The organism is Legionella spiritensis, from assembly GCF_900186965.1.
Classification (GTDB): domain Bacteria; phylum Pseudomonadota; class Gammaproteobacteria; order Legionellales; family Legionellaceae; genus Legionella_C; species Legionella_C spiritensis.
The window spans coordinates 2,518,959-2,543,124 of record NZ_LT906457.1 but is presented as its reverse complement, the minus strand read 5'-3'; the positions used below and the strand labels follow the sequence as shown (position 1 = coordinate 2,543,124).

The window sequence follows — 24,166 nt, the reverse complement described above, 5'->3', positions numbered from 1 at the left end:
ACGTTTTAGTTTGCCTGAGTTGGTATCTAAAAGTGACCAAAACGCCGCCGGATTTTTTTGATTTTTCTCTGCTCTCACGAGATGAAATCGCACGCCTGCTTCAAACGTGTAACTTACGCCTGACCGTTGATGAAGCTTTAACCATCCAGAACACTCTTTTAAAGCGGCCGCCCACGTATGCGGAATGTATTTTATGGTCCATCCAGGGTTCCGAGCATTGTTCCTACAAAAGCAGCAGGAAACATCTTGGCCGATTTGTGACGCAGGCACCGCATGTCATTCTCGGACCCAAAGAGGACGCCGGGATTGTAGCGGTAGCTACGGATGGGCAAGGACGACGTTATGGTATGGTCGTCAGTCACGAATCGCATAACCACCCTTCTCAGCTGGTGCCCTACGAAGGTGCGGCAACCGGCGTTGGTGGTAACGTGCGGGACGTTTGCTGCATGGGGGCCGAAGTCATTGCCGTGGCTGACAGTTTGCGCTTCGGAGATTTCCATCGTCCTAAAACCAGATGGTTACAGGATGGTGTCGTAAGGGGAATCGCCGGTTATGCCAATCCGCTTGGAATTCCAAATCTCGCCGGCGACCTTTATTACGATGACGCTTATAATGATAACTGTCTGGTGACCGTGGTCACACTGGGTGTTGTACGGGAAGATCAGGTGATTCATTCCCATGCGCCGCTTAATGCCGATGATTATCAATTCATCCTGGTTGGCAAGCCCACCGACAACAGTGGTTTTGGCGGCGCCGCCTTTGCCTCCTCGTCGTTAAATGATGAGCAGCAAGAGGAAAATAAAGGCGCGGTTCAGGAACCGAACGCATTTTTACAGCGCCATATTCTGAAAGCCAATTACGCGTTGTTTGCCTGGCTTCAGGAGCAAAACCTGATTGACCGTGTCGGTTTCAAGGATTTGGGCGCCGGAGGTGTCGCTTGTGCCAGTATTGAACTGGCGGAAGCAGGCGGTTATGGGGCGGAGATCGATCTTGAAAAAGTGCCGGTCAGCATGGACAACTTGCTGCCTGCCGTTATTTTATGCTCCGAAACCCAGGAGCGGTTTATGTGGGTGGTTCCTCCTGATTTGGTCCCGCTCATACTGACTCATTACAACGAGCGATTCGCTTTGCCGGATATTTGTGACGGCGCGCAGGCGACCGTAGTCGGGCGTTTGAGAAAAGATGATCAATACGTGGTTCGTTACCATGGTCAGGATATCGTCCATGCCAAAGCCCGTGATATTACCCAGGGTATTTTGTACGATCGACCCCATGTATCAAAGAAACAACGTTTTGACGAACCGGCTGTATTGTCGCCAGGCGATCTTAATGACGTGTTGTTGCAATTACTGGCGCATGAAAATATCGCGTCAAGAGCGCCCGTTTACGAAACGTACGACAAGCAGGTGCAAGGCCGAAGTGTTCTGGAGCCAGGATGGGCCGATGCGGGGTTGATAGCGCCGTTTAATGAAGGGAAATACCCGCAAGAAATCCGTTTAACCGGTGTGGCTCTGTCGGTGGATCATAACCCAAGATATAACAAGATCGACGCTTACTGGGGTGCGGTGAACGCGGTGGTTGAGGCGGTACGAAACGTGGTGGCAACAGGAGCCTGGCCTTCTGCCCTGACCGATTGCCTCTGTTTTGGCAACCCTGAAAACCCCGAGCAAATGGGTGAATTTATTGATGCCGTACGCGGTATCGTTGACGCCAGCAAAGCTGTAAAAATGCGGGATGAAGAAAACAGTACGCTGCCAGTCATTTCCGGAAACGTGTCACTTTACAATGAATCCGCCAATGGCGCGATTCCCCCAAGCCCCATTATCAGCTGTCTGGGTGTCATGCCGGATTATAGAAAAGCGGTTACGTTTTCGCTGAAACACCCGGATTCCGTACTACTTATGCTTGGTGAGCGCAAGGATGAATGCGGCGGCGGGGTATATTACCAGCTTCATAACCGGCTGGGCCGTCAATTACCGCAACCGGATTTGAACAATCTGACTAACGAACTGACGGTAGTGTATCTGGCTATTCAGGACGGATTGATTTTGGCCGCCCATGATATTTCCGAAGGGGGTATTGCGGTAGCGCTTGCCGAAATGAGTTTTAAAAACAATCTGGGCGTTCAGGTGACGGTTCCCGGTGCGTTATCCGTTGAGCGGCTGTTGTTTTCGGAAAGCGGGGGATTTGTTCTTGAGATATCGCCCGGGAATCTTCATCAGGTGCAACAATTATTTAAACGGCATGACGTACCCTGTGTCGCTATCGGTGAGACAACGACTACTCCTGTTTTGTCTTTTAATTCAGTTATTAACTTACCGGTTTCCAAGGCTCAGGACGCCTGGGAAAACGGATTACGTAACGGGAGACTATCATCATGCTGACCGTGGATTATAAAGCCGCCGGTGTGGATGTTGAAGCGGGTAACGCGGTGGTAAAAAGTATCAAGGACGCCGTAGAAAGCACATTTTCCCCATCGGTATTAACCGGAATAGGGCAGTTTGCGTCCATGTATGATCTCAAACCGTTGCTTGAGACGTACCAACATCCGGTTCTGGTACAAAGCATTGATGGTGTCGGCACCAAAATGATGGTGGCTAAACGCATGCAGAAATTTGACACCATCGGTATGGATCTGGTCAGCGCCACGACGAATGATATTGTGGTACTGGGCGCCAAACCCCTGACCCTCCTTGATTATATCGCCAACGATAAACTGGTTCCGGAAACGGTGGCGGATATTGTCCGTGGTATGGTGACTGCCTGCCGGGAGAATGACATTGCTCTGGTTGGCGGTGAGACCGCCGAAATGCCCGGAACCTACCTTCCCGGCGAGCTCGATCTGGTCGGAATCATTACCGGCGTGGTTGAAAAAGAGAAAGCGATAACCGGTCAGACTATTTGTGACGGTGATTTGGTCGTTGCACTCGCTTCTTCCGGTTTGCATACCAACGGGTATTCCCTGGCACGCAAGCTGTTCTTTGATATAGCCGGCCATGATGTGGATACGTACAGTCAGGAACTGGGCCATACCATCGGAGAGGAATTGCTGATCCCGCATCGTAACTATACCCGGCCTGTGCAACATATGCTGGAACAGAATATTACGATCAAAGGTATGGCTCATATTACCGGCGGCGGCCTTCTGGAAAATATCCCGCGTATTTTACCGTCTGATTGTGCCGTGACGATTGAGAAAAAGCGCATTCCACAATTACCGGTCTTTAACATGCTGCGTGCGCTGGGTCATCTGGAAGATGATCAGATGTATCGAACTTTTAATATGGGGGCGGGACTGGTGTTTGTCATCCCACCGGACATGCTGGCACCCATGAAAAATGTGTTGCTGGCCTCATCACAACTGCCGCTTTATGAAATAGGGCGGGTTGTGCGGGGCAATAAAGAGGTGCGGCTTTTATGATACGAATAGGTCTCATTCAGTTTCCCGGTTCCAACTGCGAGCGGGAAACGGCGCTTGCTGTTAAACGGGCTGGAATGGAGCCCGTGGAAATTCTCTGGAATGAGTCATTGGCTACTCTTCGTGCCATGGACGGTTATGTCCTTATTGGCGGATTTTCTTATGAAGACCGTTCCAGAGCCGGCATCATTGCTGCCTTGCAGCCGGTGATGCAGGAAATAAAGGCGCAGAGTGAGGCGGGAAAACCGGTATTGGGCTTGTGTAACGGCGCGCAGATTCTGGTGGAATCCGGCCTGGTACCCGATCTTGCCGATACGCGCTGTAACATGGCTTTAACGGAAAACAAACGTATCAGTCAGGGCACTTTACTGGGCACCGGCTTTTACAACGAATGGGTATACATGCGTCTGGCTGACCGTCATCAACACAACGCCTTTACCCGCCACCTGTCGGAAACCGATGTGATACATTTACCGGTGGCTCATGCTGAAGGGCGTTTCATTATGCCCGAAACCCTGTATCAACGCATTGAAGAGCGCGGCTTGAATCTGTTTCAATATTGCGACAAGGATGGACGAATCATCGATCATTTCCCGGTCAATCCCAATGGTTCCATGGGTAATCTCGCAGCCGTATCCAATGCCGCGGGAAATGTGATGGCTATGATGCCCCATCCGGAACGCACGCCAAACGGCGATCGGATTTTTACTTCCATGCGCGATTACATTGCCAATGAAAAAAGCATAACTGTCCACCGGGTTGAGCCGGTAAACCATCACGTTGATGTGCAAATTTATCAGCAGCCGGCGGGCGATCAGCAATGCGTTGTGCAGTTAAATATCACCGACAACCATGCCCTGACCGTACAAAATACGTTAAGGCGTCTGGGCTTTCCGGTGACGGTACGTCGTTTTGTTCATTGGGAGCTGGAGTGCGACTCGAAAGAGGAGTTGCGGCAAATCCGGGAAAGCGGTGTTTTATATTGCGATCGCAAGGAACGGGAATGTCAGCCGGTCAGGAATAAAAAGACCTCCAACGTGATGTCTTATCTGGTTCGTGCCAGAGAGGATATGGTGGGACAGGAGGCTTTGCAGACTTTAACCGCCCATTACGGATTGACGCAGACGACGTGTGTGCGACATGGCGTCTTGTGGCAGTTTGGCAGTGAAACGGCAGATATTGCCGCCATGATGGATGAAATACTTTTGACCAATATAATCGGAAATCAATACGCCCATGACTATTATTACTACGACCATGCCGTATCTTGATAAGATTCGTGCGCAATTGCCCTATCTGCTGGACAAAACCAATCTTCCCATTGGTTCGCGACGGCAGGGCAAGGTTCGGGATTCCTATGATTTGGGCGAGCATCTTCTATTAATCACGACGGACAGGCTGACCGCGTTTGACCGGCCCCTGGCGCTAATCCCCTGCAAGGGACAGGTATTGAATCTGACCAGTGCCTGGTGGTTTGAACAAACCGCCGAACTCGTACCCAATCATGTGGTGGCGGTACCCGATCCCAATGTCGTCGTCGCCAGAAAATGTCGGGTATTTCCTGTTGAGTTCGTCGTTCGCGGCTATATTACCGGAACAACCGATACGTCCTTATGGACTCAGTACCAGAAAGGCGTCCGTAATTATTGCGGTATTTCCTTTCCGGAAGGATTGCAAAAAAATCAGTGTCTGGAACAGCCCGTACTGACACCGACCACCAAAGAGGCCGTACATGATCGCCCCATCTCTCCCCGGGAAATTATTACGGAACAATGGATGGGCGAAGAGCATTGGCATAAAGCCAGTGAACTGGCGTTAACCCTGTATCGCCGAGGTGTGGAAATAGCCCGGCAGCATGGTTTGATTCTCGTCGATACCAAATACGAATTCGGTCTGGATTCGGACGGTAATGTGATTGTGGTGGATGAAATCCATACGCCAGATTCCAGCCGTTACTGGCTGGCGGATAGTTATGAGGAGCGTATTGCCGCCGGAATGGAGCCTGAAAATATTGACAAGGAGTTTTTACGGCTGTGGTTTGCCAAACATTGTGATCCTTACCAGGACGATGTGTTGCCGCAGGCGCCGCAGGAATTAATTGAACAGTTGTCTTCACGTTATATTCAGTTGTATGAAATGATTACCGGTAAGGATTTTCATTTTTATCCCAACCATGAACCTATTGAACAACGAATTTTACGAAACATAACGCAATTTTTAAGGTAACCTCGGGAATATGTGCGGGATAGTCGGTATTTACAGTCAGGGATCGGTGGCTCCGGAATTATTTGACAGCCTGATTCACTTGCAGCATCGAGGTCAGGATGCCGCCGGGATACTCACCTGTGACCAGCGATTTTATACCAGGCAGGGCTTAGGCCTGGTGCGGGAAATTTTTACGCCGGACAGTGTGATGTCCCTGAAGGGTAATATCGGCATCGGACATACCCGTTACCCTACGGCCGGAGGCTATAGCGAAACGGATATACAACCGTTATGGCTGGGCAGCCCGCGCGGCATCGCTCTGGCTCATAATGGCAATTTAACCAACTACCAGGAACTGGCGGATGACATACGTCTTAAACAGTATAAACACCTGAATTCGTCGCTGGATTCCGAGGCGATGCTTTTGATGCTTGCTGATCGGTTGGCTCACGGCCAATACGGCGAAGAAGACGACGAGAAGTTTTTCGAACTGTTATGCAAAGCCGTACAATACGTTTTCAGACATGTGGAAGGCGCCTACTCCATTGTCAGCGTGGTGATCGGCAAGGGATTGGTCGCGTTTCGCGATCCCCACGGTATTCGTCCTCTGGTCTGGGGAAGTCGTGATAACACCTCCGGTCAGAAAGATATTATCTTCGCTTCGGAAACCACACCGTTTTATGCCTTGGGATTTCAGGAGGAAGGTGACATTCAGCCTGGAGAAGTGGCTTACGTAAGCCGCACGACCGGCAAGCTGTATCGCCGTGTCCTGCAAGAAAAAACATTCAGGCCCTGCGTGTTTGAGTATGTTTATTTTGCCCGTCCCGACGCGACACTTAATCATGTCAGCGTCTATCGTGCCCGCCTTCGGATGGGACAAAATCTGGGACGCCAATGGTTAAAAAAATATCCGGACGTGATCCCGGATGTCGTTATTCCGGTTCCCTTCACCGCCAATACCGCCGCGTTGTCTTTTGCCCATGAGCTTGGGGTGCGTTATTCGGAAGGGTTGTATAAGAACCCTTTTATTGGCCGAACCTTTATCATGCCTAATCAAAAGGCCCGAAAGCGAAGTATCGGATACAAGCTGACGCCGCAACGTACTGAAATTCAGAACAAATCCGTTTTGCTCGTCGATGACAGCATCGTTCGCGGGACAACGTCTCGTGAAATCGTGCGTATGGTCAGGGCCTTGGGTGCTAAAAATATTTATCTGGTATCAACGTCTCCCGCGATTAAAAATCCCTGCTTTAGCGGTATAGACATCCCTACACGCCAGGAACTCATCGCATCCGATCAGGATGACGAACAGATTGCCCGCTATATCGGGGTGGATATTCTGATGTACCAGTCGCACGAAGATTTGGTAGAGGCGGTTACCAGGCGCGGTAAAAACCAGATAAAACAACCATGTATGGCTTGTATGAACGGTGATTATTTTTGTAAATCCATGACGAAGGAAAAAATGCGGCAACTGGAGGCACACAGGCAAAAGGGACGTAATTCGGATATGAAAGACGAGGAATTAATAAAGTGAGAATTCTTGTTATTGGTTCCGGAGCACGCGAACACGCTCTGGCCCAGGCTTTGTTTCGATCACCGCAAGAGCCGGATATTTATTGTTTCGGTTCCTCGCTCAATCCCGGAATTATGCCGCTGACAAGCGGTTATCAGGTCGGCGATATTACCGATTGCACTACGGTCGTTCGCCAGGCCCAGATATGGCGTATCGAAATGGCGGTTATCGGTCCTGAAGCGCCGCTGGAAAAGGGCATGGCCGATGCCTTGTGGCAGGCCGGCATTGTGACTATTGGTCCGGGACAGGCTCTGGCCCGGATAGAAACGAGCAAGGAATTTGCCCGAAACCTGATGAAAAAATATGATATTGCCGGATTGCCGCGTTACCGCCAATTTGCTTCCCTGGACTTTGTCGAAGCGTTTTTAAACGAGTTGGGAGATGGACAATACGTCATCAAGGCGAACGGATTAATGGGTGGAAAAGGCGTGAAGGTAGCCGGGGAGCATTTGCACTCAATATCCGAAGCGCTCGCTTTTTGTAAAGAGATTCTTGCCGGCGAGCAGACCATTGTCATCGAAGAAAAACTGGTTGGACAGGAGTTTTCCCTCATGTGTTTTGCTGACGGTAAACATCTGGTGCCTATGCCGCTTGTTCAGGATCACAAGCGTGCCTTTAACGGCGACGAAGGACCCAATACCGGCGGTATGGGCAGCTATTCGATGCCGGATCACGGACTGCCGTTTTTGACGAAACAGGAAATAGAGGATGCCCTGGCAATTAATCAGGCCACGGTTGAGGCTTTGCAGTCTGAAACGGGGCAGCCGTTCATTGGTTTTCTATACGGCAGTTTTATGGCCACGAAACAAGGGATTTTTGTTATTGAGTTCAACGCCCGCCTTGGTGATCCCGAAGCATTGAATGTCTTGTCGATTCTCAAGTCGGATCTGGTCACCCTCTTTCTGGCCATGGTTCAAGGCGAGTTGTCGGCGCATCAAGTGACGTTTCAAAAGCAAGCCACCGTTTGTAAATACGCGGTGCCGAAAGGGTATCCGGATGCGCCGTTGAAGAATTTTCCGGTAGAGTTCAGTGAGGTGACCGATCCTTCTCATTTGTACCTGGCGGCTGTGGATCAACGCGACGGTCAGTTGATGGCAACCGGATCCAGAACCATGGCTTATGTTGGTATTGCGGACTCCCTAAACGAGGCCGAACAGCAAGCGGAACAGGAAATTTCCCGGGTGAAAGGCGCTTTGTATCATCGCGACGATATTGGTACCGAACCATTGATTCGACAGCGACTTGATCATATGGCAAGGATCCGCTCATCATGATGCGTCTTGCCGTTCTGGGTTCTACGCGAGGAACCAACCTCACCGCGCTGGTGGAGGCGATTCGCGCCGGCACACTGCCTGCCTCCATTGAACTTGTAGTCAGCAACAAAGCGGATGCGCTCATTCTGGACAAAGCGAAGCAATTCGGGTTAACGCACCAGTTTGTGAATCCGCATGGGTTGAGTCGAGAGGAATACGACGAGCAATTGTCTTTGATCCTCCTGAAATATCGCATTGATTTGATCGTGTTGATTGGTTATATGCGTATTCTGTCCCCGAATTTTGTCGGAGCCTGGCGCGATAAAATTATCAATATACATCCGTCCTTATTGCCCGATTTTTCCGGTTTAATGAATATAGCGGTTCATCGTGCTGTACTTGACAGCGGAAACAAAATAACCGGTTGCACAGTTCATTACGTGACAGAGGATGTGGATGCCGGACCCATTCTCCTGCAAAAGACGTGTCCCGTGTTGCCCGATGACACGCCTGAACGTTTGCGAACCAGGGTTCAACAACTGGAGGGAACGGCGCTGGCAGACGCTATTGCGACGATAGCCGAGGGTAAGAGACCTACGTTTATCTGATTCACAGCCCGGGTTTCGTGAACAAAATTTTCCTTGTGAAAAAGAGTCATCCCGCTACGTGTTTTTTGTAAAAGAACCGTAGCCCGTAAGGAGGCCTGCGGCCGTATTGCGGGATCCCTGGTTCAATTGCAGCCATGGAATGACATGTCAACAAGCCCTGCTGTTTCTCCTTACTTGAGAGCCTTGTCGTCATAAGGTTCTTTTAACGATGTTTCCAGAAAGGAATGATAAACGTGGGAACGTTGGGACAGGATGGTCACATGCCCCAGCTTGCGTCCAGCCCGTGGTTCTTTCTGATAATCATGCCAATGCAGATCAGTATAATTTGCCAGTTGATTTTTATCAGGGAAATGACCGATAACGTTATACATGGTTGCATAAGCGAGACTGTCTGTACGGGCAGGAGGCCATCCCAGAATACAACGCACATGATTGGCAAACTGGCTGGTCATGGCGGCTTCTATCGTCCAATGTCCACTGTTATGAACCCTGGGAGCCATCTCATTGGCGATAAGCTGTTGGTCTTCCTGAAAAAATTCCAGTGCCAGAACACCGACATAATCCAGATGTTTCAGGAGTTTATCCATATGGTTTTGCGCAGTTGCAAAGAAAGGGTCATTTCTTTTATTCGCTGTACTGAATAAAATGCCGTTGAGATGAATATTTTCAGAGAGATCGTAAAAAATGCAATCTCCGGTTTTGTTTCTTGCGGCAATCATTGAGACTTCACGATCAAAATTCACGAAAGACTCAACTATGGAACAGGTGCATTGTTCATCGCTTACGTCATTTAGGTCGGCATGTTTGTAAAGCCTTAATTGACACTTACCGTCGTAGCCGCCATGGCGCTTTTTCAGGATCACAGGAAAACCCAGTGTTTCAACGGCCGCCTTTAAATCGTCTTGATTGTTCACCTCGTAATAACGCGCTGTGGGAATATTCAGTTCTTGAAACAGATTTTTCTCAAATAATCGATCCTGACTAATCTGTAATGCCGTTTTATCCGGATAAACAGGTTTCAACTGTTGTAAAAAATCAATGGTTTCAATGGGTATGTTTTCGTTTTCATACGTTATCAAATCGACCTGTCCGGCAAAATCCAGAAGGGCTTGCCTGTCGTCGTAGGGCGCATAAATAACACGTCCCAGGCTTTCCGAGCAACAAGGCTTTTTCGGCTCATAAAAGCAAAACTCAAGGCCGGCAGGTATCCCGGCCAAGGCTAACATGCGGCTTAACTGACCGCCGCCTAATACACCTATTTTCATGGCTGTTTCTCCGGATCAAGATCAGACAGAACCCTTTCTGTCTGCCTGGCCCGGTAGGTTTCCAGTTGTTGTTTTATATCCGGGTATTTATTAGCCAACACAGCCGCCGCCAGCAATGCGGCATTGATGGCGCCTGCTTTACCGATTGCTAAAGTACCTACCGGAATACCCGCTGGCATTTGTACAATCGATAAAAGGGAATCCATACCACTTAATGTTCTGGATTGCACAGGAACGCCAAAAACCGGTAAGGAACATTTGGCCGCGAGCATGCCTGGTAAATGTGCGGCGCCTCCGGCACCGGCGATGAGAACTTCAAAATGCTTCTCTCGCGCCGTCTTGGCAAATTCAAATAACAAATCCGGTGTTCGGTGCGCTGAAATAACCTGCGTATGATAACCGATCCCAAGCTGCTTTAGCAGGTTAACCGTATGCTGCATCGTCTCCCAGTCCGATTGCGAACCCATCACAACGGCAACCAAGGGTTTTGTAGTCATGACTCTGATACCTCTATGAATATAAAGATGCTTCTTCGCAGGCGGGAATGGCGCAGGCCCTTTATTTCAAACTGACGAAAAAACAGGTTCTTTATACGATATTTGCGGATAAAAATGAACCCTTTTTTGAACCTGATACGTTATCCTGTAAATCCGTCATGTACCCGGGCAAGCCATCGCTATTGCTCGTAAGCGGCAAGCGCTTTATTGACGCCCGCTCGTTCGGCAATGTTTTCATACCATCTCATCACATGCGGGAATTTATTGGCATCAATCGGTGTTTTATAAAATTTTTCATAACAATAAACCCAGGGCCAGATAGCCATGTCCGCGATGCTGTAATCCGTACCGCTTATAAAATCATGTTGCAGGAGTTGTTTGTCCATAACGGCGAAAAGTCTGAGCACTTCGTCACTATAGCGTTTTTTGGCATAGGGAACCGATTCTTCGGCAAAGACGTTGAAATGCCCGTATTGGCCGAACATGGGGCCGATATGGCCGACTTGAAAATAGCACCATTTCAATACGTCGTATTTGTGTTTCAAATCATTCATGGGTAGAAATTTCCCGTGTTTTTCGGCGAGATATTCAAGAATGGCAACGCTTTCAAATAAATAAAAATTATTGCTTTCATCATGGAGTGCCGGAATTTTGTTATTGGGAGATATTTTTAAAAATTCCGGGTCAAACTGCTCACCTTCCCTGATATTCACAAGCTTAATCCTGTACGGTACACCCAACTCCTCAAGCATTATGGTTGGTTTTATACCGTTTGGTGTTCCGAATGAGTAAAGTGTGTACATGGATGTCGTCCTTGCTGGTTATTGAATGCGGTGATATTTATATTATCTTCGCATGCCTGTGCAATGCAATGATTCATTACCTGTCCGGGGCTTCTGCCATACTATGGGAAAAAGAGGATGCTCCATCGGAGCGCCTGCAGGAAGTTCTCCCGCCAGTCCGGGAAAATCAGGGGAGGTTGGCCAGTTTCTTGGTGCATGTACCATATCATCTCCCAAAAAGCGTGCTGAAAAAACCCGCCTTCTGGCCTGCCCGTCCACGCCACCTGCCGCATGCAGGGTGAGCATATGAAAACACACCACATCACCGGGTTCTATGTCCCAGCCAAGGATGGGGTATTGATCGCGCGTACTTTCGATATCCGGCAAGTCAGCCAGCGAACCTTCGGGAAACCATTTGGCTTTATGATCCATAAATGTTCTGGGCATCAGCCAGGGGCCTGAATGGGAACCCGCGATAAATTCAAGGGTGGAGGAACGACGGACCGGATCAACGGGGATCCAGAAACTGCAATTCTGGCGACCGTCCACATTGTAATAGGGTTGATCCTGATGCCATGGTGTCGATTGGCGGGTATTTGGTTCCTTGACCAGCATGTGATCATGATAGAGTCGGGCCGTACTGCTGTTCATTAATTCGGCGGCCGCTTGTCCGAGGGGTGAATCAAAAATAATTTGGCGGTAACAGGGGTTGGCCGCCCAGGTACAAAAATCTTCCACAAACAGCCCCGGATCATCCGTTTTACTGGCTATTTTGGCACGGTGGCTTAAGGTCCGCAGGTTTAACTCTATACCTTCACGCAGTAATGCCACATGCTCTTTACTTAATAATTGCCGCAGGCAGACGGCACCGTCTCGTTGAAAATCATGAATCAATCGGGTGGATACGGCACCGGAATCAGGCGTGGTCATCACAACAATCACACGGCATGGGGCTGAATCCAACCCATACTGAACGCCAGAAAAAGAAAAAGAAACAGCGCCAGAGATAACCCAATCCGCCAGCTTAAAGCTTTCACGGTACGGTTGCTTTTACCGCCGTCGCGAATTAAAAAAATCAAACCGCTGCCCAGGGCGAACAAAATAATTAACATGACAATAATGATAAAGATTTTAGTAAACATGGTTTGCAGGGCCTTAAAAATTTTTAATTAAAATAACACAAATCCGGCCGGGGAGGGTATACTTCCCCCATCACGAATCCCTTTTCCCTGTTTCAGGACAATTTGTTTAAAAAATCATGTCTGTTTTCATTAGACGCCGCTTTCGACCCCATTGGGGCATGACTCTGCTGACACTGTTTGTCGTTGTTTTGTTCAGTAGTCTGGGTTATTGGCAAATAACCCGTGCCCATGAGAAAAAACGTATCGTGCTTGCTCAAAAACATATGGCGCAACAGATGGTTGTCCGATGGCGGCCGGATGAGACTTATCCGGCCCAGTTTCAACCGATATCCGTGTCCGGACACTATCTGCCGCAAGTCTTTTTTCTGGATAATCAGCATCATCGGCATCAATGGGGCTATCACGTTATCAGTCCGCTGGTGTTGGAGAATCAACAGGTGGTTCTGGTGGATCGCGGCTGGGTGGCCGGCTCTCCTGATCGACAGCAATTGCCTGATGTGCTGGTGCCGGAAAAGTCTTTGACCATCTCGGGAATGAGCTATTATCCCTCTAATAAAAACTGGGTTTTAGGAGAAGCCATTGAGCCGCGAAACGGGGACAGGTTTATTCTGGAAAAAATTGATGCGAAATTAATCAGCCAAGTTTTGCATAAATCAATCTATCCGTTTATTATTCGCCTTGATGAACAGGCCATGTATGGTTATGTTCGGCAATGGGCGGTGATTGCCATGTCTCCGGAGCGCCATTATGGTTATGCCTTACAATGGTTTGCGATGGCTTTCACGGTTCTGCTGATATATATCGTTTTAACACTGAAGAAAATGAATGAAACTATTTAAGAGTCCAAACATTGTGTTGTTGTTACTGGCTCTGGTGTTTGCTGCACCGGGGCTGGCGGCCTATCTGTTTTACAAGCACCCTCAATGGCTGGGTACCAAGACGACGAACAAGGGAACCTTGATAAACCCGCCGGTCTTGTTGTCCACTATGAACAGCCCGGCAAAATGGCGTCTGGCATTATGGCTTCCCAAAGACTGCAAATCCGTATGTCGCCAGCAGCTCGATAAACTGGCTCGCATTCGCCTGGCATTGGGTCGCCGACTGTACGAAGTGGAGCAATGGCTGGTTATGGATTATCCGACGTCCCCTCTTTCCGAGGGTATGATGCGAGAATTGCGTAAACAGGATATCCATGTTTTGAGACTCGCCAAATCCTATAACAAACCCGATCTGTTGGACAATCACGCTCATGTTTTTATAGTAAGTCCGGATAGTTACCTGATTTTGACTTATCCCCTGACGGCCAAATCCGGTGATATTTTTCATGATCTCAAACGGTTATTGAATACAACTGACAAGGCGAGCGGTTAACTCCATGCAACCAAGAATTCTGAATTACGCAACAACTCTGGCTGTTATTTTGGCGCTGTTTGTGGTTATGCTTGGCGCCTATACGCGCTTGACCAACGCGGGACTGGGTTGCCCGGATTGGCCCGGATGTTATGGACACCTCATTCTGCCCAGTGCTCAAAAAGCCTTGAATACCGCACAACAACAATACCCTTCCGTTCCTATTGAAACGCAAAAGGCGTGGACTGAAATGGCACACCGTTATGCCGCCGGAACGCTGGCGATATTGATTGCATGCCTCGGTATCCATGCTTTGTGGCGTCGTTTAAAGGGGATGCGGACAGGTTGGCGGTTACCGGTTGTACTTGTATTGCTGGTGGTTTTTCAAGCGGCTTTGGGTATGTGGACCGTGACCATGAAACTCTTGCCGATAGTTGTGATGGGGCATTTGTTGGGTGGTGTATTGATTTTTTCGTGTTTAGCCCGTTTTCGTCTGCAACAAAGCCGGGTGAGTCCGGTGAGCCTGCCGCAATGGCGGCCCTGGATTGGGTTGACCCTGGTTATTGTTTTGTGTCAGATTGCGCTGGGCGGGTGGGTCAGTTCCAATTACGCCGGGATTGCCTGCATTGGTTTTCCGCGTTGCAACGGCCAGTGGCTTCCGGCATTGCATCTGACACAGGGCTTCAATTTGTTTTCTCCGGCGGGGGTTAATTATCAAGGCGGTGTACTGGATAGTGAGATTCGGGTCACTATACAATACATTCACCGTCTCGGTGCCCTGCTTACCGCTTCCCTGGTTACCGGTCTGGGGGTGATGATGTTATTGCGAGTCCGCGAGACAGCCATCCGGTATTTGGCGGCTATGATGATAGTACTGGTGGCCGCGCAATTTGTATTGGGAGTTATTAATGTCCTTTATCTTCTCCCGTTAAGTGTCGCGGTATTGCATAATGGCGTTGCCGCTGTCTTGCTGGCGACTTTATTTATGATGGTTTACCTGACTCAGAGGAAACACACCGATGCATGCTGAGCAAACAATGGATACGCCTGTTGCCTGGCGTGATTATCTGGAGCTTTGTAAGCCTAAAGTAGTCGCTTTGATGTTGTTGACGGTTGTCGTCGGTATGTATCTGGCGGTACCCGGCTGGGTGCCTTTGTACACATTAATAACTTCCTTGCTGGGAATAGGGCTTTGTGCCGGAAGTGCCGCGGCCATTAATCATCTTGTAGACAAGCGAATTGACGCTATCATGGCAAGAACCAGCAAAAGGCCGGTTGCCAGGGGGCGTATTTCAGTTAATCAGGCGTTGTATTTCGCATTAATATTAGGGGTATGCGGGCTTTTGCTTTTGGTGTTGCTGGTCAACACCCTGACAGCCGTACTGACCTTTATTACATTGATTGGTTATGCCGGAATATACACGGGTTATCTTAAGCGAGCGACACCACAGAATATTGTCATCGGGGGATTGGCGGGCGCCGCACCCCCTTTATTGGGATGGACGGCCGTTACCAACCAGCTTGATCCGCAGGCGCTGTTGCTGGTTCTTATTATATTTACCTGGACTCCTCCCCATTTCTGGGCTTTGGCTATTTATCGCTTTGAAGATTATAAAGACGCTGAAATTCCCATGTTACCGGTCACACATGGTGTTGCGTTTACCAAGTTAAACGTTCTTTTATATACCATTTTACTTCTGGTAGTCAGTACCCTTCCTTTTGTAGTCGGTATGAGCAGTTGGGTTTATTTGGTCGGTGCGTCGCTTTTGGGTATGCGATTTCTTTATTGGTCTGTCTGTTTGTATAAATCCAGCCAAGGTGTCGTTGCGATGCGTACCTTTCGTTTCTCAATTGTTTATTTGATGCTGTTGTTTGTTATTCTGTTGGTTGATCATTACGTCTAGGGGGACAAAATGGCAAGTAAAAAAAATCGTATAAACCTCACTATAGTGATTTTAGTCGCTTTTGCGGCATTGATGACCGGTCTTTTTGTTTTCCAGCATCTTCATAAGTCCAAAAAAATCAACCCCGGTCAATTTAATGGTACTTTGCTTCAGTCCCCCAGAGAAGTGAACGCGTTTGCCTTAACGGGTATTGACAAGACTGTTTTTAATAATCAAAGTCTGCACGGAAAATGGACTTTGATCTTTTTTGGTTTTACCAATTGCGGTTATTTATGTCCGACTACCATGGCGGAACTGGGGAAAATGTACCGTATTCTGGAGAAGAATCGTGTGAAATCCATGCCTGATGTGGTCATGATATCTATCGATCCCGAGCGTGACAGTCTGGAAAAACTGGCCGGTTACGTCAGAGCCTTCGACCCTCATTTTCAAGGGGCACGCGGTAATAGTGAGGAAGTGAAAAAAATGGCTCGTGAAATGGGGATAGCCTATGCTAAAATCGCGCTCCCAAATGCGACGGATTCTCAGAATTATGACATTCAGCATAGTGGTGCGGTCATGTTGTTTAATCCGGATGGGGAATTGAACGCGTTTTTCACAACCCCCCATCATGCTGATTTGATGGCTAAAGATTATCAATTATTGGTTGATTAACGACAGGTTCGGCGCACTTGTCATTTTTTTGAAGTGAAATTGAGTAAATTACTCTCAGTTTGCAAACGGTAAAAGGCAAGTGCATTGAGACCAGGCTCTGTTGAGCTTTCATTTTTGTATGGGACAAACTATGTGAATTCGCTGTTGCGGGCATCGACGAAGCAATCCTGATCAATCCATAAATGCCTGTCGGTACAGGGTCGCTTCACTACGTTCGCGATGATGGCAACGGTTTTTTTTCGGACAGGGATCTCAGTCCTTGAAGATTCCATTTATATATTGGCAAAAAGAAAAAATCCGATTTTTGAGCTAGGCTTTGGATAGGGTCGTCGGCGTAGGTTTGTACGTCTGCTAATTGTGGGTTATTGACGGGAGTCAGGGTTGATGGTTCGACCCCGCTCGTTCTGCAATCGTCGTTTAATCCCCATTGTTTTAATGATGTTATGAGCCATGTTAATTGTTCTTGATTCGAATTGTATTATTCGGGAATACCTTATTATGAAAATTGCGATATTGGCAACGAATCCCCAGTTATATTCTCACCAGCGTTTGAAGAAAGCCGGTGAGGAGGCTGGCCACGAAGTGAATATTATTAATCCACTGTATTGCTATATGAACGTCGCTGCCTCCAATCCGCAGGTACATTATCGTGGGGGAGAAGCGTTGCCGAGGTATGACGCGGTCATACCTCGGATAGGGGCGTCCATAACCTACTATGGCACGGCCGTGTTACGTCATATGGAAACCATGGGCATGTACAGTATTAATGAATCCATTGCGATTTCGCGTTCGCGGGATAAATTTCGTTCCTTGCAATTACTGGCGCGCAAGGGGATCCCCATGCCATTGACCAGTTTTGCGCAATCGCCCGATGACACGGAAGATCTGATTCGTATGGTCGGAGGCGCGCCGTTAGTCATTAAATTGTTGGAAGGCACCCAGGGAAAAGGGGTTATTCTGGCGGACAGTCACCAATCGGCAGTCAGTATTATTAATGCGTTCAAGGAAATGTCAGCCAACATTCTCGTGCAGGAGTTTATTGAAGAATCGCGCGGTACGGATATTCGTTGTTTTGTATTGGGTGACAAAGTCGTTGCGGCGATTAAGCGTCAGGCCAAGGAAGGAGATTTTCGTGCCAATGTGCATCAGGGAGGTAAAGCCATTAAAATACAATTGTCTCCCCAGGAGCGCGCCATAGCAATTGCTGCGGCAAAAACCATGGGTTTAAAGCTGGCCGGTGTCGATTTGATTCGATCCAATCACGGGCCTTTGGTTCTGGAAATTAATTCATCTCCGGGATTGGAGGCTATAGAAAAAGCAACCCATGTGAATATTGCCGGAAAAACAATTCAATTTCTTGAGAAGAATGCAAAACCCATTAGCGCCAAACGCTATTTTCAAGGTTAACTATCTTGCAGCCTCTAATGTTTTTGTTCGCTTTTGCCGATGAGCCACTCGGGGTTGACCTCCAGTTCTTCGGCCAGCATTTCCAACAGACCACTATCGGGTATGGTGATTCCACTGAGCATGGCTTCCGCTTTAAATTTTGGGATTTTTAATAGCTTGGCAAAGCTTTCAATCCGTTCCTCGCTGCGGGAAGGGAGGCCGATGCTGTCCAGTTCCTTGTTTAACCGTTCTGAAAATTGTTTGTTGGGCATGTCCACCACCAAAAATTTTATTATCTATTTTCTATAGCATAAAAAAAGACTTTTGCAATCATCAGGTTCATTCTGCCAGGTTCTGTGCACAAAAATGTCCTGTTTTACAAAAGGGCGGTGCCCGCAAGTAGGTCTGAGGCCATATTGCGGGTTTTATGTCCCAATATTGTTTCTGGAGGGCAGGTGGTCGCTCAAGTGAACATGATCCCGCATTTCGGCTTCACTTGCAGAACGGGCGATTGCAGGAAACGCTACTGGCTCAGGATCAAATCAGAGTCGAATTTATTAAATAGTCTCGCTATTCGCGCCATTCAAACGTAAAATAATATAAAGTAGTCCGCATTTTGTCTCGAGCCGAAAATAATAGAAGGAGAGTACCTTGGAGTCATTAATCACTTTGGGTTTGCTGGTTATTTTCGCCATCGCATTTGTTTTGGCCGGTGTTAAAATTGTTCCTCAGTCCGAAGAATGGACGGTGGAGCGCTTCGGACGCTTTACTCAGACGCTTCGCCCGGGACTTGGTTTGATTATTCCATTTATTGACAGGGTGACCTACAAAATCAATATGCGGGAACGCGTGCTGGATATTCCCCCGCAGGAAGTTATTTCTTCAGACAACGCCATGGTAACCATCGATGCCGTCTGCTTTTTCCAGGTTGTGGATACCGCAAAGTCCGCTTATCAGGTGGATAATCTGGAGCATGCCATCCGCAATTTGACCATGACCAATATCCGTACCGTGTTAGGCTCGCTGGAATTGGACGGCATGTTGAGTCAGCGGGATGAAATTAACAGCCGATTAATGCATATCGTGGATTTGGCCACCAATCCCTGGGGTGTTAAAGTAACCCGCATTGAAATAAGAGATATTCGTCCCCCCAAGGATTTGGTCGACGCCATGGCTAATCAAATGAAGGCGGAACGGGAGAAACGGGCTGCGATTCTTGAAGCGGAAGGACACCGGCAGGCGGAAATTTTACGTGCGGAAGGCGATAAACAGGGGCAGATTCTACGTGCCGAGGCACAAAAACAACAGGCTTATCTTGAAGCGGAAGCCCGGGAGAGAACAGCGGAAGCGGACGCCAATGCCACACGGGTTGTCTCATCGGCCATCGCTACAGGAAATATCAATGCCATCAATTATTTTATCGCCCAGAACTATGTGGAAGCCCTGAAAACAATAGGCAATTCCGAAAACAGTAAAATGGTGTTGTTGCCGATTGAAGCAACGGGCATTATTGGTGCGTTGGGCGGTGTGACCGAGATGTTGAAAACCGTCAATAAAACACAATCATCCTGATAGGTTCACAAAACCTGGGAGGCAGTGCCTATTGGCCGGAAGAATGAGGATTCTTGTATGGAATGGTTAGCATATTGGCATTGGTTGGCATTGGCGCTTTTACTGGTTATCGCTGAAACGCTTGGTGCTGCCGGCTTTTTAATTGCATTGGGCATGGCTGCGGCATTAACCGGCGCTGTCACCTGGTTGTTTTCTGTGGGTTGGCAGTGGCAGTTGATATATTTTTCTATTTTTTGTTTGTTTTTCGCGTTTGCCTGGTGGCGTTTTTTAAAACATCGTGCAGCCACCTCTCCCCCGAGCCTGATCAATCGTCCTTTTGAATCCATGGTGGGGCGAACGGTGACTCTGGTTGAACCTATAGAAGACGGACGAGGCAAGATCCGTGTCAATGACGCACATTGGTTTGTGACCGGCCCGGAATTACCGGCAGGTACGAAAGTAAAAATTACGGGTATAGAGGAAGGAACGATTTTGGTTGTCAAACCACTGGAATAAACGTTGCCTGTCAATGTTTGATTTCAGATCCTGTTGGTGGGCCATGGCTCAACCTGGTACAACGTTTCATTGAAGTTGCTACCTCTACTGTTCCGTTGGCAACATGACAGAGCCTAGGCTCTGTGAACAAATTTTTTCCGATCGAAAACAAGGCAACTATTATTGCGCAACAACTAATAATGTCTTGTAGCCCGTCATGAAGGCGAAGCCGTAATGCGGGAAAACGTTCATAAGTGGCACATCAAACCCGCAATACGGCCGCAGGCCTCCTTACGGGCTACTGTTTTTTCGCAAAAAATGGTGCGAAGAAAATTTTGGTTCACGAAACCCAGGGTGATTCGGATGTTTTTATCGCCGGAATACCACAGATATCCAGGATGCCTTTAATCCATTGCGGATTATCATTGACGCAGGGGATTAATGTCAGAGTTTCTCCGCCGAGGGATTTCCATTGTTGCTGTGCGCGCATTCCTATTTCCTCAAGAGTTTCCAGGCAATCGGCTACAAAAGACGGGCAGGCTATCGCAAGGCGTTTAACGCCCCTGTCGACGAGTTCGGGCAGCACGTTATCGGTATAGGGCGTTATCCATGGCGTCTTGCCAAGCCGTGACTGAAAGGCGACGCCATATTGTTCGGACGTTAAGCCAAGGGTTTGCGCCAGCAGTTCGCTTGTCGTAAAACATTGGGCTCGATAACAGGAGACGGGGTTGTTTTGAGAAGAGGGGCAAGATTGCCGGCACATGGTTTGACAGCCGGCATCTTTCAAATGTTGTTGTGGTATACCATGAAAGCTGAACAATAAAAAATCATGACCATCGAGATAAGGTTTGATGATCGCGGATTGGGCGTTAATAAACGCCGGATGCCGGTGGAAATCACGGATGATGGTCAGGGACGGTTGAATGGTTTTGGGAGCGAGCAATTTTAACGTTTCCTCAATACTTGAACCGGTTGCTGCGGAAGCGTATTGTGGGTAGAGGGGTAAAATAGTTAGGTGCTCGCAATCTGATAATTGTTTGACGGCGTCAACAAGAGATGGTTTGCCATAACGCATGCCCAAAACAACCTGATATTCGTTTCCCAACAGCGTTTGAAGTTTAACAACGAGGTTGCGGCTATGCACCAGCAAGGGAGAACCTTCTTTGGTCCAAATGGCCTGATAGGCATGGGCGGACTTTCGGGGCCTGAAAGGCAAGATGAAAGCATACAATATCAGATACCGTAGCACCACAGGAAGGCTAATGACTCTGCGATCGGCGAGAAATTCACGCAAGTAACGACGAACAGACGCCGTATCAGGAGCATCAGGCGTTCCAAGATTAATGAGCAAAATACCACGCTTCATCGTGTATACCCAATAAATTAAACAAACCTTTATGATACACGATGTTCAACAACACAGCAGCAAAAAGCTACTGTGTCAACAAGCCCCTGATCGGCGGAGTTATGATATTGTCTCTTCCATCGTTTCAGTGAGTGCCACAACATTGGAGGCATGTAAACCTCGCTCGCCTTTTTCAAGGTCGTAGCTGACTTGCTGTCCGGGAACGAGGGTTTTATATCCGGTTCCATGAATTGCGGAGAAATGAACAAAAATGTCTTCACCACCGCCTTCCGGCACGATAAATCCCCACCCTTTGGCATTATTAAACCATTTGACTTCGCCTGTAGCCATAACTCCTCCTTTTGCTAAAGCTTATCAATCGCTGCCGGATTACCCGGCACTGCAATTGCATTCTTCCCTAAATGACAATTGTTTGATCTAACCATACGGCTTAAAGCATACCACCTGATTTAACGAGATTATCAGAGGGTATGATTCAACATAACGCAAAAACAGGATGGGCTACAATAGTTTTAGTAAAAAAATTCACTAAAAAAGTTGATTTCAGGCGACATTATTCCTGCCTTGCCCTACATCCGGTTAAAAAATCAATCAAAAATAACTCCGGTGCCGGTGATCTGGGTTGCCAATCTGGCTATCTGATCTACAAAAAATGAACAAATCAAACATCTTTTGCAGTGAATGAATGAGATGAAGACACACCCTGAGCCAATTAGTATATACTTAGGTTAAGAACCACGCATTCTATGGAGGGGACATGGCAATTGATACCTCGCTAGCCAATCATTTATTGATTGCCATGCCGACTCTGACTGATCCTGATTTTCATCGTGCCGTCGTCTATGTTTGCGAACATCATGTACAGGGTACGGTTGGCCTGATTATCAATCATCCCATGCAATATCCTTTGGGAATGGTATTTGAACAGATGCAGATTCAACCTGCCCGCAAGGAAAAAAATCAACAACCGCTTCTTTTCGGCGGCCCTGTGCAACCGGAGAGAGGATTCGTCATACATCGTCCCATTGGCGGATGGCGCTCCAGTTTGTCGTTACGGGAAGATGTGACGGTAACCACGTCCAATGATATTATTCGCGCCATTGCGGAAGATAACGGGCCTAAAGATGCCCTGGTGACGCTAGGTTATACCGGCTGGGCAGAAAATCAGCTTGAGCAGGAAGTGATGGATAACATCTGGCTGGTCTGTCCCTATCGCTCTGAATTGCTCTACGATGTTCCTTTTGCAGAACGTTGGGAGTACGCCGGGTTAACAATTGGTGTTAAAATGAATCAATTGTCGTCTGGTTCAGGTCATGCCTGATTCGTATTAAAATCGTTTTGTGTGGGAGTGTTGCGCATGCCGGAAGGTGTTTTTCTGGGGTTTGATTTTGGCTATAAACGAATAGGTGTGGCGGTAGGTCAGGCGGTAACCCTCAGTGCGCGTCCTTTGATGACACTCCATGCCAGAGAAGGTGTGCCGGACTGGTCTCTGGTTCGGAAGCTGGTGGATCAATGGTTGCCTAAGGCCATGATAGTCGGTTTGCCGACCTGCATTGATGGTACGGAACAATACACAACTGCCGCCGCGCGTCATTTCGGCAATGAGCTGTCAAAGCGCTTCGCCCGTCCTGTTCATCTGGTTGATGAGCGCTTAACCACCGTTGAAGCCCGAGCCCGGTTGTTTGCAGAGGGAGGATATCGTAAGATACGCTCTTCGCAAATCGACAGCATTGCCGCTTGCCTCATCCTAGAGCAGTGGCTGCAACATCCTGAGTAAATCGCCATGAATCATTTTCTTGAAATTAGCCAATTGTCCCGGGCCCAGGTAGATAATCTTCTGCAACGAGCGTTGTATTTTAAAAATAACGGTGATTTTCCCGATTATGCCCAACACGTGGTGGCCAATCTGTTTTATGAAAACAGCACGCGCACTCGAGTCAGTTTTGAATTGGCTGCCCGGCGCCTGGGGATCTCCGTCGTTAATCTTGATGTCGGAAGCTCATCGGAAGCGAAAGGCGAGGGTATTGAAGATACTCTGAAAACATTGGCGGCTATGGGGATAGACCTGTTTGTTCTTCGCCATACACAAGACGGTATCCAGCAGGAACTGGCCGACAAAGTGGGTCATGGTATTCACATCATCAACGCCGGTGACGGTCGGCATGCGCATCCAAGTCAAGCCATGCTGGATTTCATGACCATTTGCGAGAAAAAGGCTGATTTGGAGAAGATTAAAATAGCGGTGGTCGGTAATCTTCGTCATTCCCGGGTAGCCAATTCTCTGCAATGCCTTTGTTCGCTGCTTAACATTCGGGAACTGGTTTTAGTGGCACCTGAAATATGGCAACCGGAAACCGTACATTTTGGTCGAGTGACTGAAGATTTGAAAGATGGTATTGAAGATGCCGATGTTGTGATGTGCCTGCGTGTGCAACGGGAACGTCTTACTGAAAGCGAACAACTGGATTTAACGACATACAGGGAATATTTTACCTTGACGCAACAACGACTTAAATGGGCCAAGTCTGATGCCATAGTCATGCACCCCGGCCCCATCAATCGGGGGATTGAGATCGAAAGCGATGTTGCCGATGGCCCGCAGTCTGTAATTTTGCAGCAGGTCAGCAATGGTGTTTTCATGCGTATGGCCATTCTGGAGTCGTTGATTCGATAAGTGTACAGAGCCTGGGCTGTGTTGATAAATAGGGATTGAG

Annotated in this window: 26 protein-coding genes; 18 read left to right on the top strand and 8 right to left on the bottom strand. The window is 48.2% G+C overall.

Annotation, left to right across the window (positions count from 1 at the left end):
* Window positions 1-32 precede the first annotated feature (32 nt).
* Genes purL through purN form a run of 7 tightly spaced genes read left to right on the top strand, consistent with a single transcriptional unit; the run spans window position 33 to window position 9,060 of the window.
* Entirely contained in the window at window positions 33-2,384 is a 2,352-nt protein-coding gene (gene purL, locus CKW05_RS11485; RefSeq protein WP_058482556.1) for a phosphoribosylformylglycinamidine synthase subunit PurL, read from the top strand.
* Complete coding sequence (gene purM, locus CKW05_RS11480) at window positions 2,378-3,421, top strand: phosphoribosylformylglycinamidine cyclo-ligase (protein ID WP_058482557.1); 1,044 nt, start codon at window positions 2,378-2,380, stop codon at window positions 3,419-3,421. The genes purL and purM overlap by 7 nt, the downstream gene beginning before the upstream one ends.
* Window positions 3,418-4,689: a phosphoribosylformylglycinamidine synthase I gene (gene purQ / locus CKW05_RS11475; protein ID WP_058482558.1), complete on the top strand. Its 1,272-nt coding sequence runs from the start codon at window positions 3,418-3,420 to the stop codon at window positions 4,687-4,689. The genes purM and purQ overlap by 4 nt, the downstream gene beginning before the upstream one ends.
* Window positions 4,655-5,644: a phosphoribosylaminoimidazolesuccinocarboxamide synthase gene (locus CKW05_RS11470; RefSeq protein ID WP_058482559.1), complete on the top strand. Its 990-nt coding sequence runs from the start codon at window positions 4,655-4,657 to the stop codon at window positions 5,642-5,644. The genes purQ and CKW05_RS11470 overlap by 35 nt, the downstream gene beginning before the upstream one ends.
* A gap of 10 nt (window positions 5,645-5,654) precedes the next feature.
* Window positions 5,655-7,160, top strand: coding sequence for an amidophosphoribosyltransferase (gene purF, locus CKW05_RS11465; RefSeq protein ID WP_058482560.1), 1,506 nt, complete (start codon window positions 5,655-5,657; stop codon window positions 7,158-7,160).
* Complete coding sequence (purD, locus tag CKW05_RS11460) at window positions 7,157-8,473, top strand: phosphoribosylamine--glycine ligase (protein WP_058482561.1); 1,317 nt, start codon at window positions 7,157-7,159, stop codon at window positions 8,471-8,473. Before purF ends, purD begins: the two co-directional genes overlap by 4 nt.
* Window positions 8,470-9,060: a phosphoribosylglycinamide formyltransferase gene (gene purN / locus CKW05_RS11455; RefSeq protein ID WP_058482562.1), complete on the top strand. Its 591-nt coding sequence runs from the start codon at window positions 8,470-8,472 to the stop codon at window positions 9,058-9,060. The genes purD and purN overlap by 4 nt, the downstream gene beginning before the upstream one ends.
* A 170-nt stretch (window positions 9,061-9,230) precedes the next feature.
* On the opposite strand, the gene CKW05_RS11450 is transcribed toward purN, so the two are convergent.
* The 5 genes from CKW05_RS11450 to CKW05_RS11430 all read right to left on the bottom strand — a co-directional run bounded on the left by CKW05_RS11450 (window position 9,231) and on the right by CKW05_RS11430 (window position 12,746).
* Window positions 9,231-10,325 (bottom strand): 5-(carboxyamino)imidazole ribonucleotide synthase, encoded by a 1,095-nt coding sequence (locus CKW05_RS11450; RefSeq protein ID WP_058482563.1) that lies wholly within the window; start codon window positions 10,323-10,325, stop codon window positions 9,231-9,233.
* A complete protein-coding gene (purE, locus tag CKW05_RS11445) occupies window positions 10,322-10,822 on the bottom strand; it encodes a 5-(carboxyamino)imidazole ribonucleotide mutase (RefSeq protein ID WP_058482564.1) in 501 nt (166 codons plus the stop codon). The genes CKW05_RS11450 and purE overlap by 4 nt, the downstream gene beginning before the upstream one ends.
* A 179-nt stretch (window positions 10,823-11,001) precedes the next feature.
* Window positions 11,002-11,625, bottom strand: a complete 624-nt coding sequence (locus CKW05_RS11440) for a glutathione S-transferase N-terminal domain-containing protein (RefSeq protein ID WP_058482565.1) — start codon at window positions 11,623-11,625, stop codon at window positions 11,002-11,004.
* A 42-nt stretch (window positions 11,626-11,667) separates the two neighbouring features.
* Window positions 11,668-12,534 (bottom strand): phytanoyl-CoA dioxygenase family protein, encoded by an 867-nt coding sequence (locus CKW05_RS11435; protein WP_058482598.1) that lies wholly within the window; start codon window positions 12,532-12,534, stop codon window positions 11,668-11,670.
* An 8-nt stretch (window positions 12,535-12,542) separates the two neighbouring features.
* Window positions 12,543-12,746 carry a twin transmembrane helix small protein gene (locus tag CKW05_RS11430; RefSeq protein ID WP_058482566.1) on the bottom strand — a complete coding sequence of 68 codons (204 nt, stop codon included), beginning with the start codon at window positions 12,744-12,746 and terminating at the stop codon, window positions 12,543-12,545.
* Between the two features lie 116 nt (window positions 12,747-12,862).
* On the opposite strand from CKW05_RS11430, the gene CKW05_RS11425 reads away from it, so the two are divergent.
* The 6 genes from CKW05_RS11425 (at window position 12,863) to rimK (ending at window position 18,061) form a co-directional block, all read left to right on the top strand.
* Window positions 12,863-13,585: an SURF1 family protein gene (locus CKW05_RS11425; RefSeq protein ID WP_058482567.1), complete on the top strand. Its 723-nt coding sequence runs from the start codon at window positions 12,863-12,865 to the stop codon at window positions 13,583-13,585.
* Window positions 13,572-14,117: a hypothetical protein gene (locus tag CKW05_RS11420; protein ID WP_058482568.1), complete on the top strand. Its 546-nt coding sequence runs from the start codon at window positions 13,572-13,574 to the stop codon at window positions 14,115-14,117. Before CKW05_RS11425 ends, CKW05_RS11420 begins: the two co-directional genes overlap by 14 nt.
* Window positions 14,118-14,121: 4 nt before the next feature.
* Window positions 14,122-15,126, top strand: coding sequence for a COX15/CtaA family protein (locus tag CKW05_RS11415; protein WP_058482569.1), 1,005 nt, complete (start codon window positions 14,122-14,124; stop codon window positions 15,124-15,126).
* A complete protein-coding gene (cyoE, locus tag CKW05_RS11410) occupies window positions 15,116-16,000 on the top strand; it encodes a heme o synthase (protein ID WP_058482570.1) in 885 nt (294 codons plus the stop codon). The genes CKW05_RS11415 and cyoE overlap by 11 nt, the downstream gene beginning before the upstream one ends.
* 9 nt (window positions 16,001-16,009) lie before the next feature.
* Window positions 16,010-16,654 carry an SCO family protein gene (locus CKW05_RS11405; protein WP_058482571.1) on the top strand — a complete coding sequence of 215 codons (645 nt, stop codon included), beginning with the start codon at window positions 16,010-16,012 and terminating at the stop codon, window positions 16,652-16,654.
* Between the two features lie 498 nt (window positions 16,655-17,152).
* Window positions 17,153-18,061 carry a 30S ribosomal protein S6--L-glutamate ligase gene (rimK, locus tag CKW05_RS11400; RefSeq protein WP_058482599.1) on the top strand — a complete coding sequence of 303 codons (909 nt, stop codon included), beginning with the start codon at window positions 17,153-17,155 and terminating at the stop codon, window positions 18,059-18,061.
* 14 nt (window positions 18,062-18,075) lie between these two features.
* On the opposite strand, the gene CKW05_RS11395 is transcribed toward rimK, so the two are convergent.
* Complete coding sequence (locus tag CKW05_RS11395) at window positions 18,076-18,312, bottom strand: hypothetical protein (RefSeq protein WP_058482572.1); 237 nt, start codon at window positions 18,310-18,312, stop codon at window positions 18,076-18,078.
* A 379-nt stretch (window positions 18,313-18,691) separates the two neighbouring features.
* On the opposite strand from CKW05_RS11395, the gene CKW05_RS11390 reads away from it, so the two are divergent.
* The gene (locus tag CKW05_RS11390; RefSeq protein ID WP_058482573.1) at window positions 18,692-19,612 is read left to right on the top strand and encodes an SPFH domain-containing protein; all 921 of its coding nucleotides are present in this window, start codon (window positions 18,692-18,694) and stop codon (window positions 19,610-19,612) included.
* 57 nt (window positions 19,613-19,669) lie between these two features.
* Window positions 19,670-20,107, top strand: coding sequence for an NfeD family protein (locus CKW05_RS11385; protein WP_058482574.1), 438 nt, complete (start codon window positions 19,670-19,672; stop codon window positions 20,105-20,107).
* Between the two features lie 319 nt (window positions 20,108-20,426).
* On the opposite strand, the gene hemH is transcribed toward CKW05_RS11385, so the two are convergent.
* Window positions 20,427-21,452: a ferrochelatase gene (gene hemH, locus CKW05_RS11380; RefSeq protein ID WP_058482575.1), complete on the bottom strand. Its 1,026-nt coding sequence runs from the start codon at window positions 21,450-21,452 to the stop codon at window positions 20,427-20,429.
* Window positions 21,453-21,551: 99 nt separating this feature from the next.
* A complete protein-coding gene (locus CKW05_RS11375) occupies window positions 21,552-21,782 on the bottom strand; it encodes a cold-shock protein (RefSeq protein WP_058482576.1) in 231 nt (76 codons plus the stop codon).
* Window positions 21,783-22,209: 427 nt separating this feature from the next.
* Between CKW05_RS11375 and CKW05_RS11365 the strand changes: the two genes are divergently transcribed.
* The 3 genes from CKW05_RS11365 to CKW05_RS11355 are packed head-to-tail and all read left to right on the top strand — an operon-like array spanning window position 22,210 to window position 24,126.
* The gene (locus tag CKW05_RS11365; RefSeq protein ID WP_058482578.1) at window positions 22,210-22,773 is read left to right on the top strand and encodes a YqgE/AlgH family protein; all 564 of its coding nucleotides are present in this window, start codon (window positions 22,210-22,212) and stop codon (window positions 22,771-22,773) included.
* Window positions 22,774-22,809: 36 nt separating this feature from the next.
* Entirely contained in the window at window positions 22,810-23,229 is a 420-nt protein-coding gene (ruvX, locus tag CKW05_RS11360; protein ID WP_058482579.1) for a Holliday junction resolvase RuvX, read from the top strand.
* A gap of 6 nt (window positions 23,230-23,235) precedes the next feature.
* The gene (locus tag CKW05_RS11355; protein ID WP_058482580.1) at window positions 23,236-24,126 is read left to right on the top strand and encodes an aspartate carbamoyltransferase catalytic subunit; all 891 of its coding nucleotides are present in this window, start codon (window positions 23,236-23,238) and stop codon (window positions 24,124-24,126) included.
* Window positions 24,127-24,166: the final 40 nt, after the last annotated feature.

What these genes read in the sequence shown, in the direction of transcription:
- purM (WP_058482557.1), top strand. Translation starts at nt 2,378, where the DNA reads ATGCTGACCGTGGATTATAAAGCCGCCGGTGTGGATGTTGAAGCGGGT.
- purQ (WP_058482558.1), top strand. Translation starts at nt 3,418, where the DNA reads ATGATACGAATAGGTCTCATTCAGTTTCCCGGTTCCAACTGCGAGCGG.
- CKW05_RS11470 (WP_058482559.1), top strand. Translation starts at nt 4,655, where the DNA reads ATGACTATTATTACTACGACCATGCCGTATCTTGATAAGATTCGTGCG.
- purF (WP_058482560.1), top strand. Translation starts at nt 5,655, where the DNA reads ATGTGCGGGATAGTCGGTATTTACAGTCAGGGATCGGTGGCTCCGGAA.
- purN (WP_058482562.1), top strand. Translation starts at nt 8,470, where the DNA reads ATGATGCGTCTTGCCGTTCTGGGTTCTACGCGAGGAACCAACCTCACC.
- CKW05_RS11450 (WP_058482563.1), bottom strand. Translation starts at nt 10,325, where the DNA reads ATGAAAATAGGTGTATTAGGCGGCGGTCAGTTAAGCCGCATGTTAGCC.
- purE (WP_058482564.1), bottom strand. Translation starts at nt 10,822, where the DNA reads ATGACTACAAAACCCTTGGTTGCCGTTGTGATGGGTTCGCAATCGGAC.
- CKW05_RS11440 (WP_058482565.1), bottom strand. Translation starts at nt 11,625, where the DNA reads ATGTACACACTTTACTCATTCGGAACACCAAACGGTATAAAACCAACC.
- CKW05_RS11435 (WP_058482598.1), bottom strand. Translation starts at nt 12,534, where the DNA reads ATGACCACGCCTGATTCCGGTGCCGTATCCACCCGATTGATTCATGAT.
- CKW05_RS11430 (WP_058482566.1), bottom strand. Translation starts at nt 12,746, where the DNA reads ATGTTTACTAAAATCTTTATCATTATTGTCATGTTAATTATTTTGTTC.
- CKW05_RS11425 (WP_058482567.1), top strand. Translation starts at nt 12,863, where the DNA reads ATGTCTGTTTTCATTAGACGCCGCTTTCGACCCCATTGGGGCATGACT.
- CKW05_RS11420 (WP_058482568.1), top strand. Translation starts at nt 13,572, where the DNA reads ATGAAACTATTTAAGAGTCCAAACATTGTGTTGTTGTTACTGGCTCTG.
- CKW05_RS11415 (WP_058482569.1), top strand. Translation starts at nt 14,122, where the DNA reads ATGCAACCAAGAATTCTGAATTACGCAACAACTCTGGCTGTTATTTTG.
- cyoE (WP_058482570.1), top strand. Translation starts at nt 15,116, where the DNA reads ATGCATGCTGAGCAAACAATGGATACGCCTGTTGCCTGGCGTGATTAT.
- CKW05_RS11405 (WP_058482571.1), top strand. Translation starts at nt 16,010, where the DNA reads ATGGCAAGTAAAAAAAATCGTATAAACCTCACTATAGTGATTTTAGTC.
- rimK (WP_058482599.1), top strand. Translation starts at nt 17,153, where the DNA reads ATGAAAATTGCGATATTGGCAACGAATCCCCAGTTATATTCTCACCAG.
- CKW05_RS11395 (WP_058482572.1), bottom strand. Translation starts at nt 18,312, where the DNA reads ATGCCCAACAAACAATTTTCAGAACGGTTAAACAAGGAACTGGACAGC.
- CKW05_RS11385 (WP_058482574.1), top strand. Translation starts at nt 19,670, where the DNA reads ATGGAATGGTTAGCATATTGGCATTGGTTGGCATTGGCGCTTTTACTG.
- hemH (WP_058482575.1), bottom strand. Translation starts at nt 21,452, where the DNA reads ATGAAGCGTGGTATTTTGCTCATTAATCTTGGAACGCCTGATGCTCCT.
- CKW05_RS11375 (WP_058482576.1), bottom strand. Translation starts at nt 21,782, where the DNA reads ATGGCTACAGGCGAAGTCAAATGGTTTAATAATGCCAAAGGGTGGGGA.
- CKW05_RS11365 (WP_058482578.1), top strand. Translation starts at nt 22,210, where the DNA reads ATGGCAATTGATACCTCGCTAGCCAATCATTTATTGATTGCCATGCCG.
- ruvX (WP_058482579.1), top strand. Translation starts at nt 22,810, where the DNA reads ATGCCGGAAGGTGTTTTTCTGGGGTTTGATTTTGGCTATAAACGAATA.
- CKW05_RS11355 (WP_058482580.1), top strand. Translation starts at nt 23,236, where the DNA reads ATGAATCATTTTCTTGAAATTAGCCAATTGTCCCGGGCCCAGGTAGAT.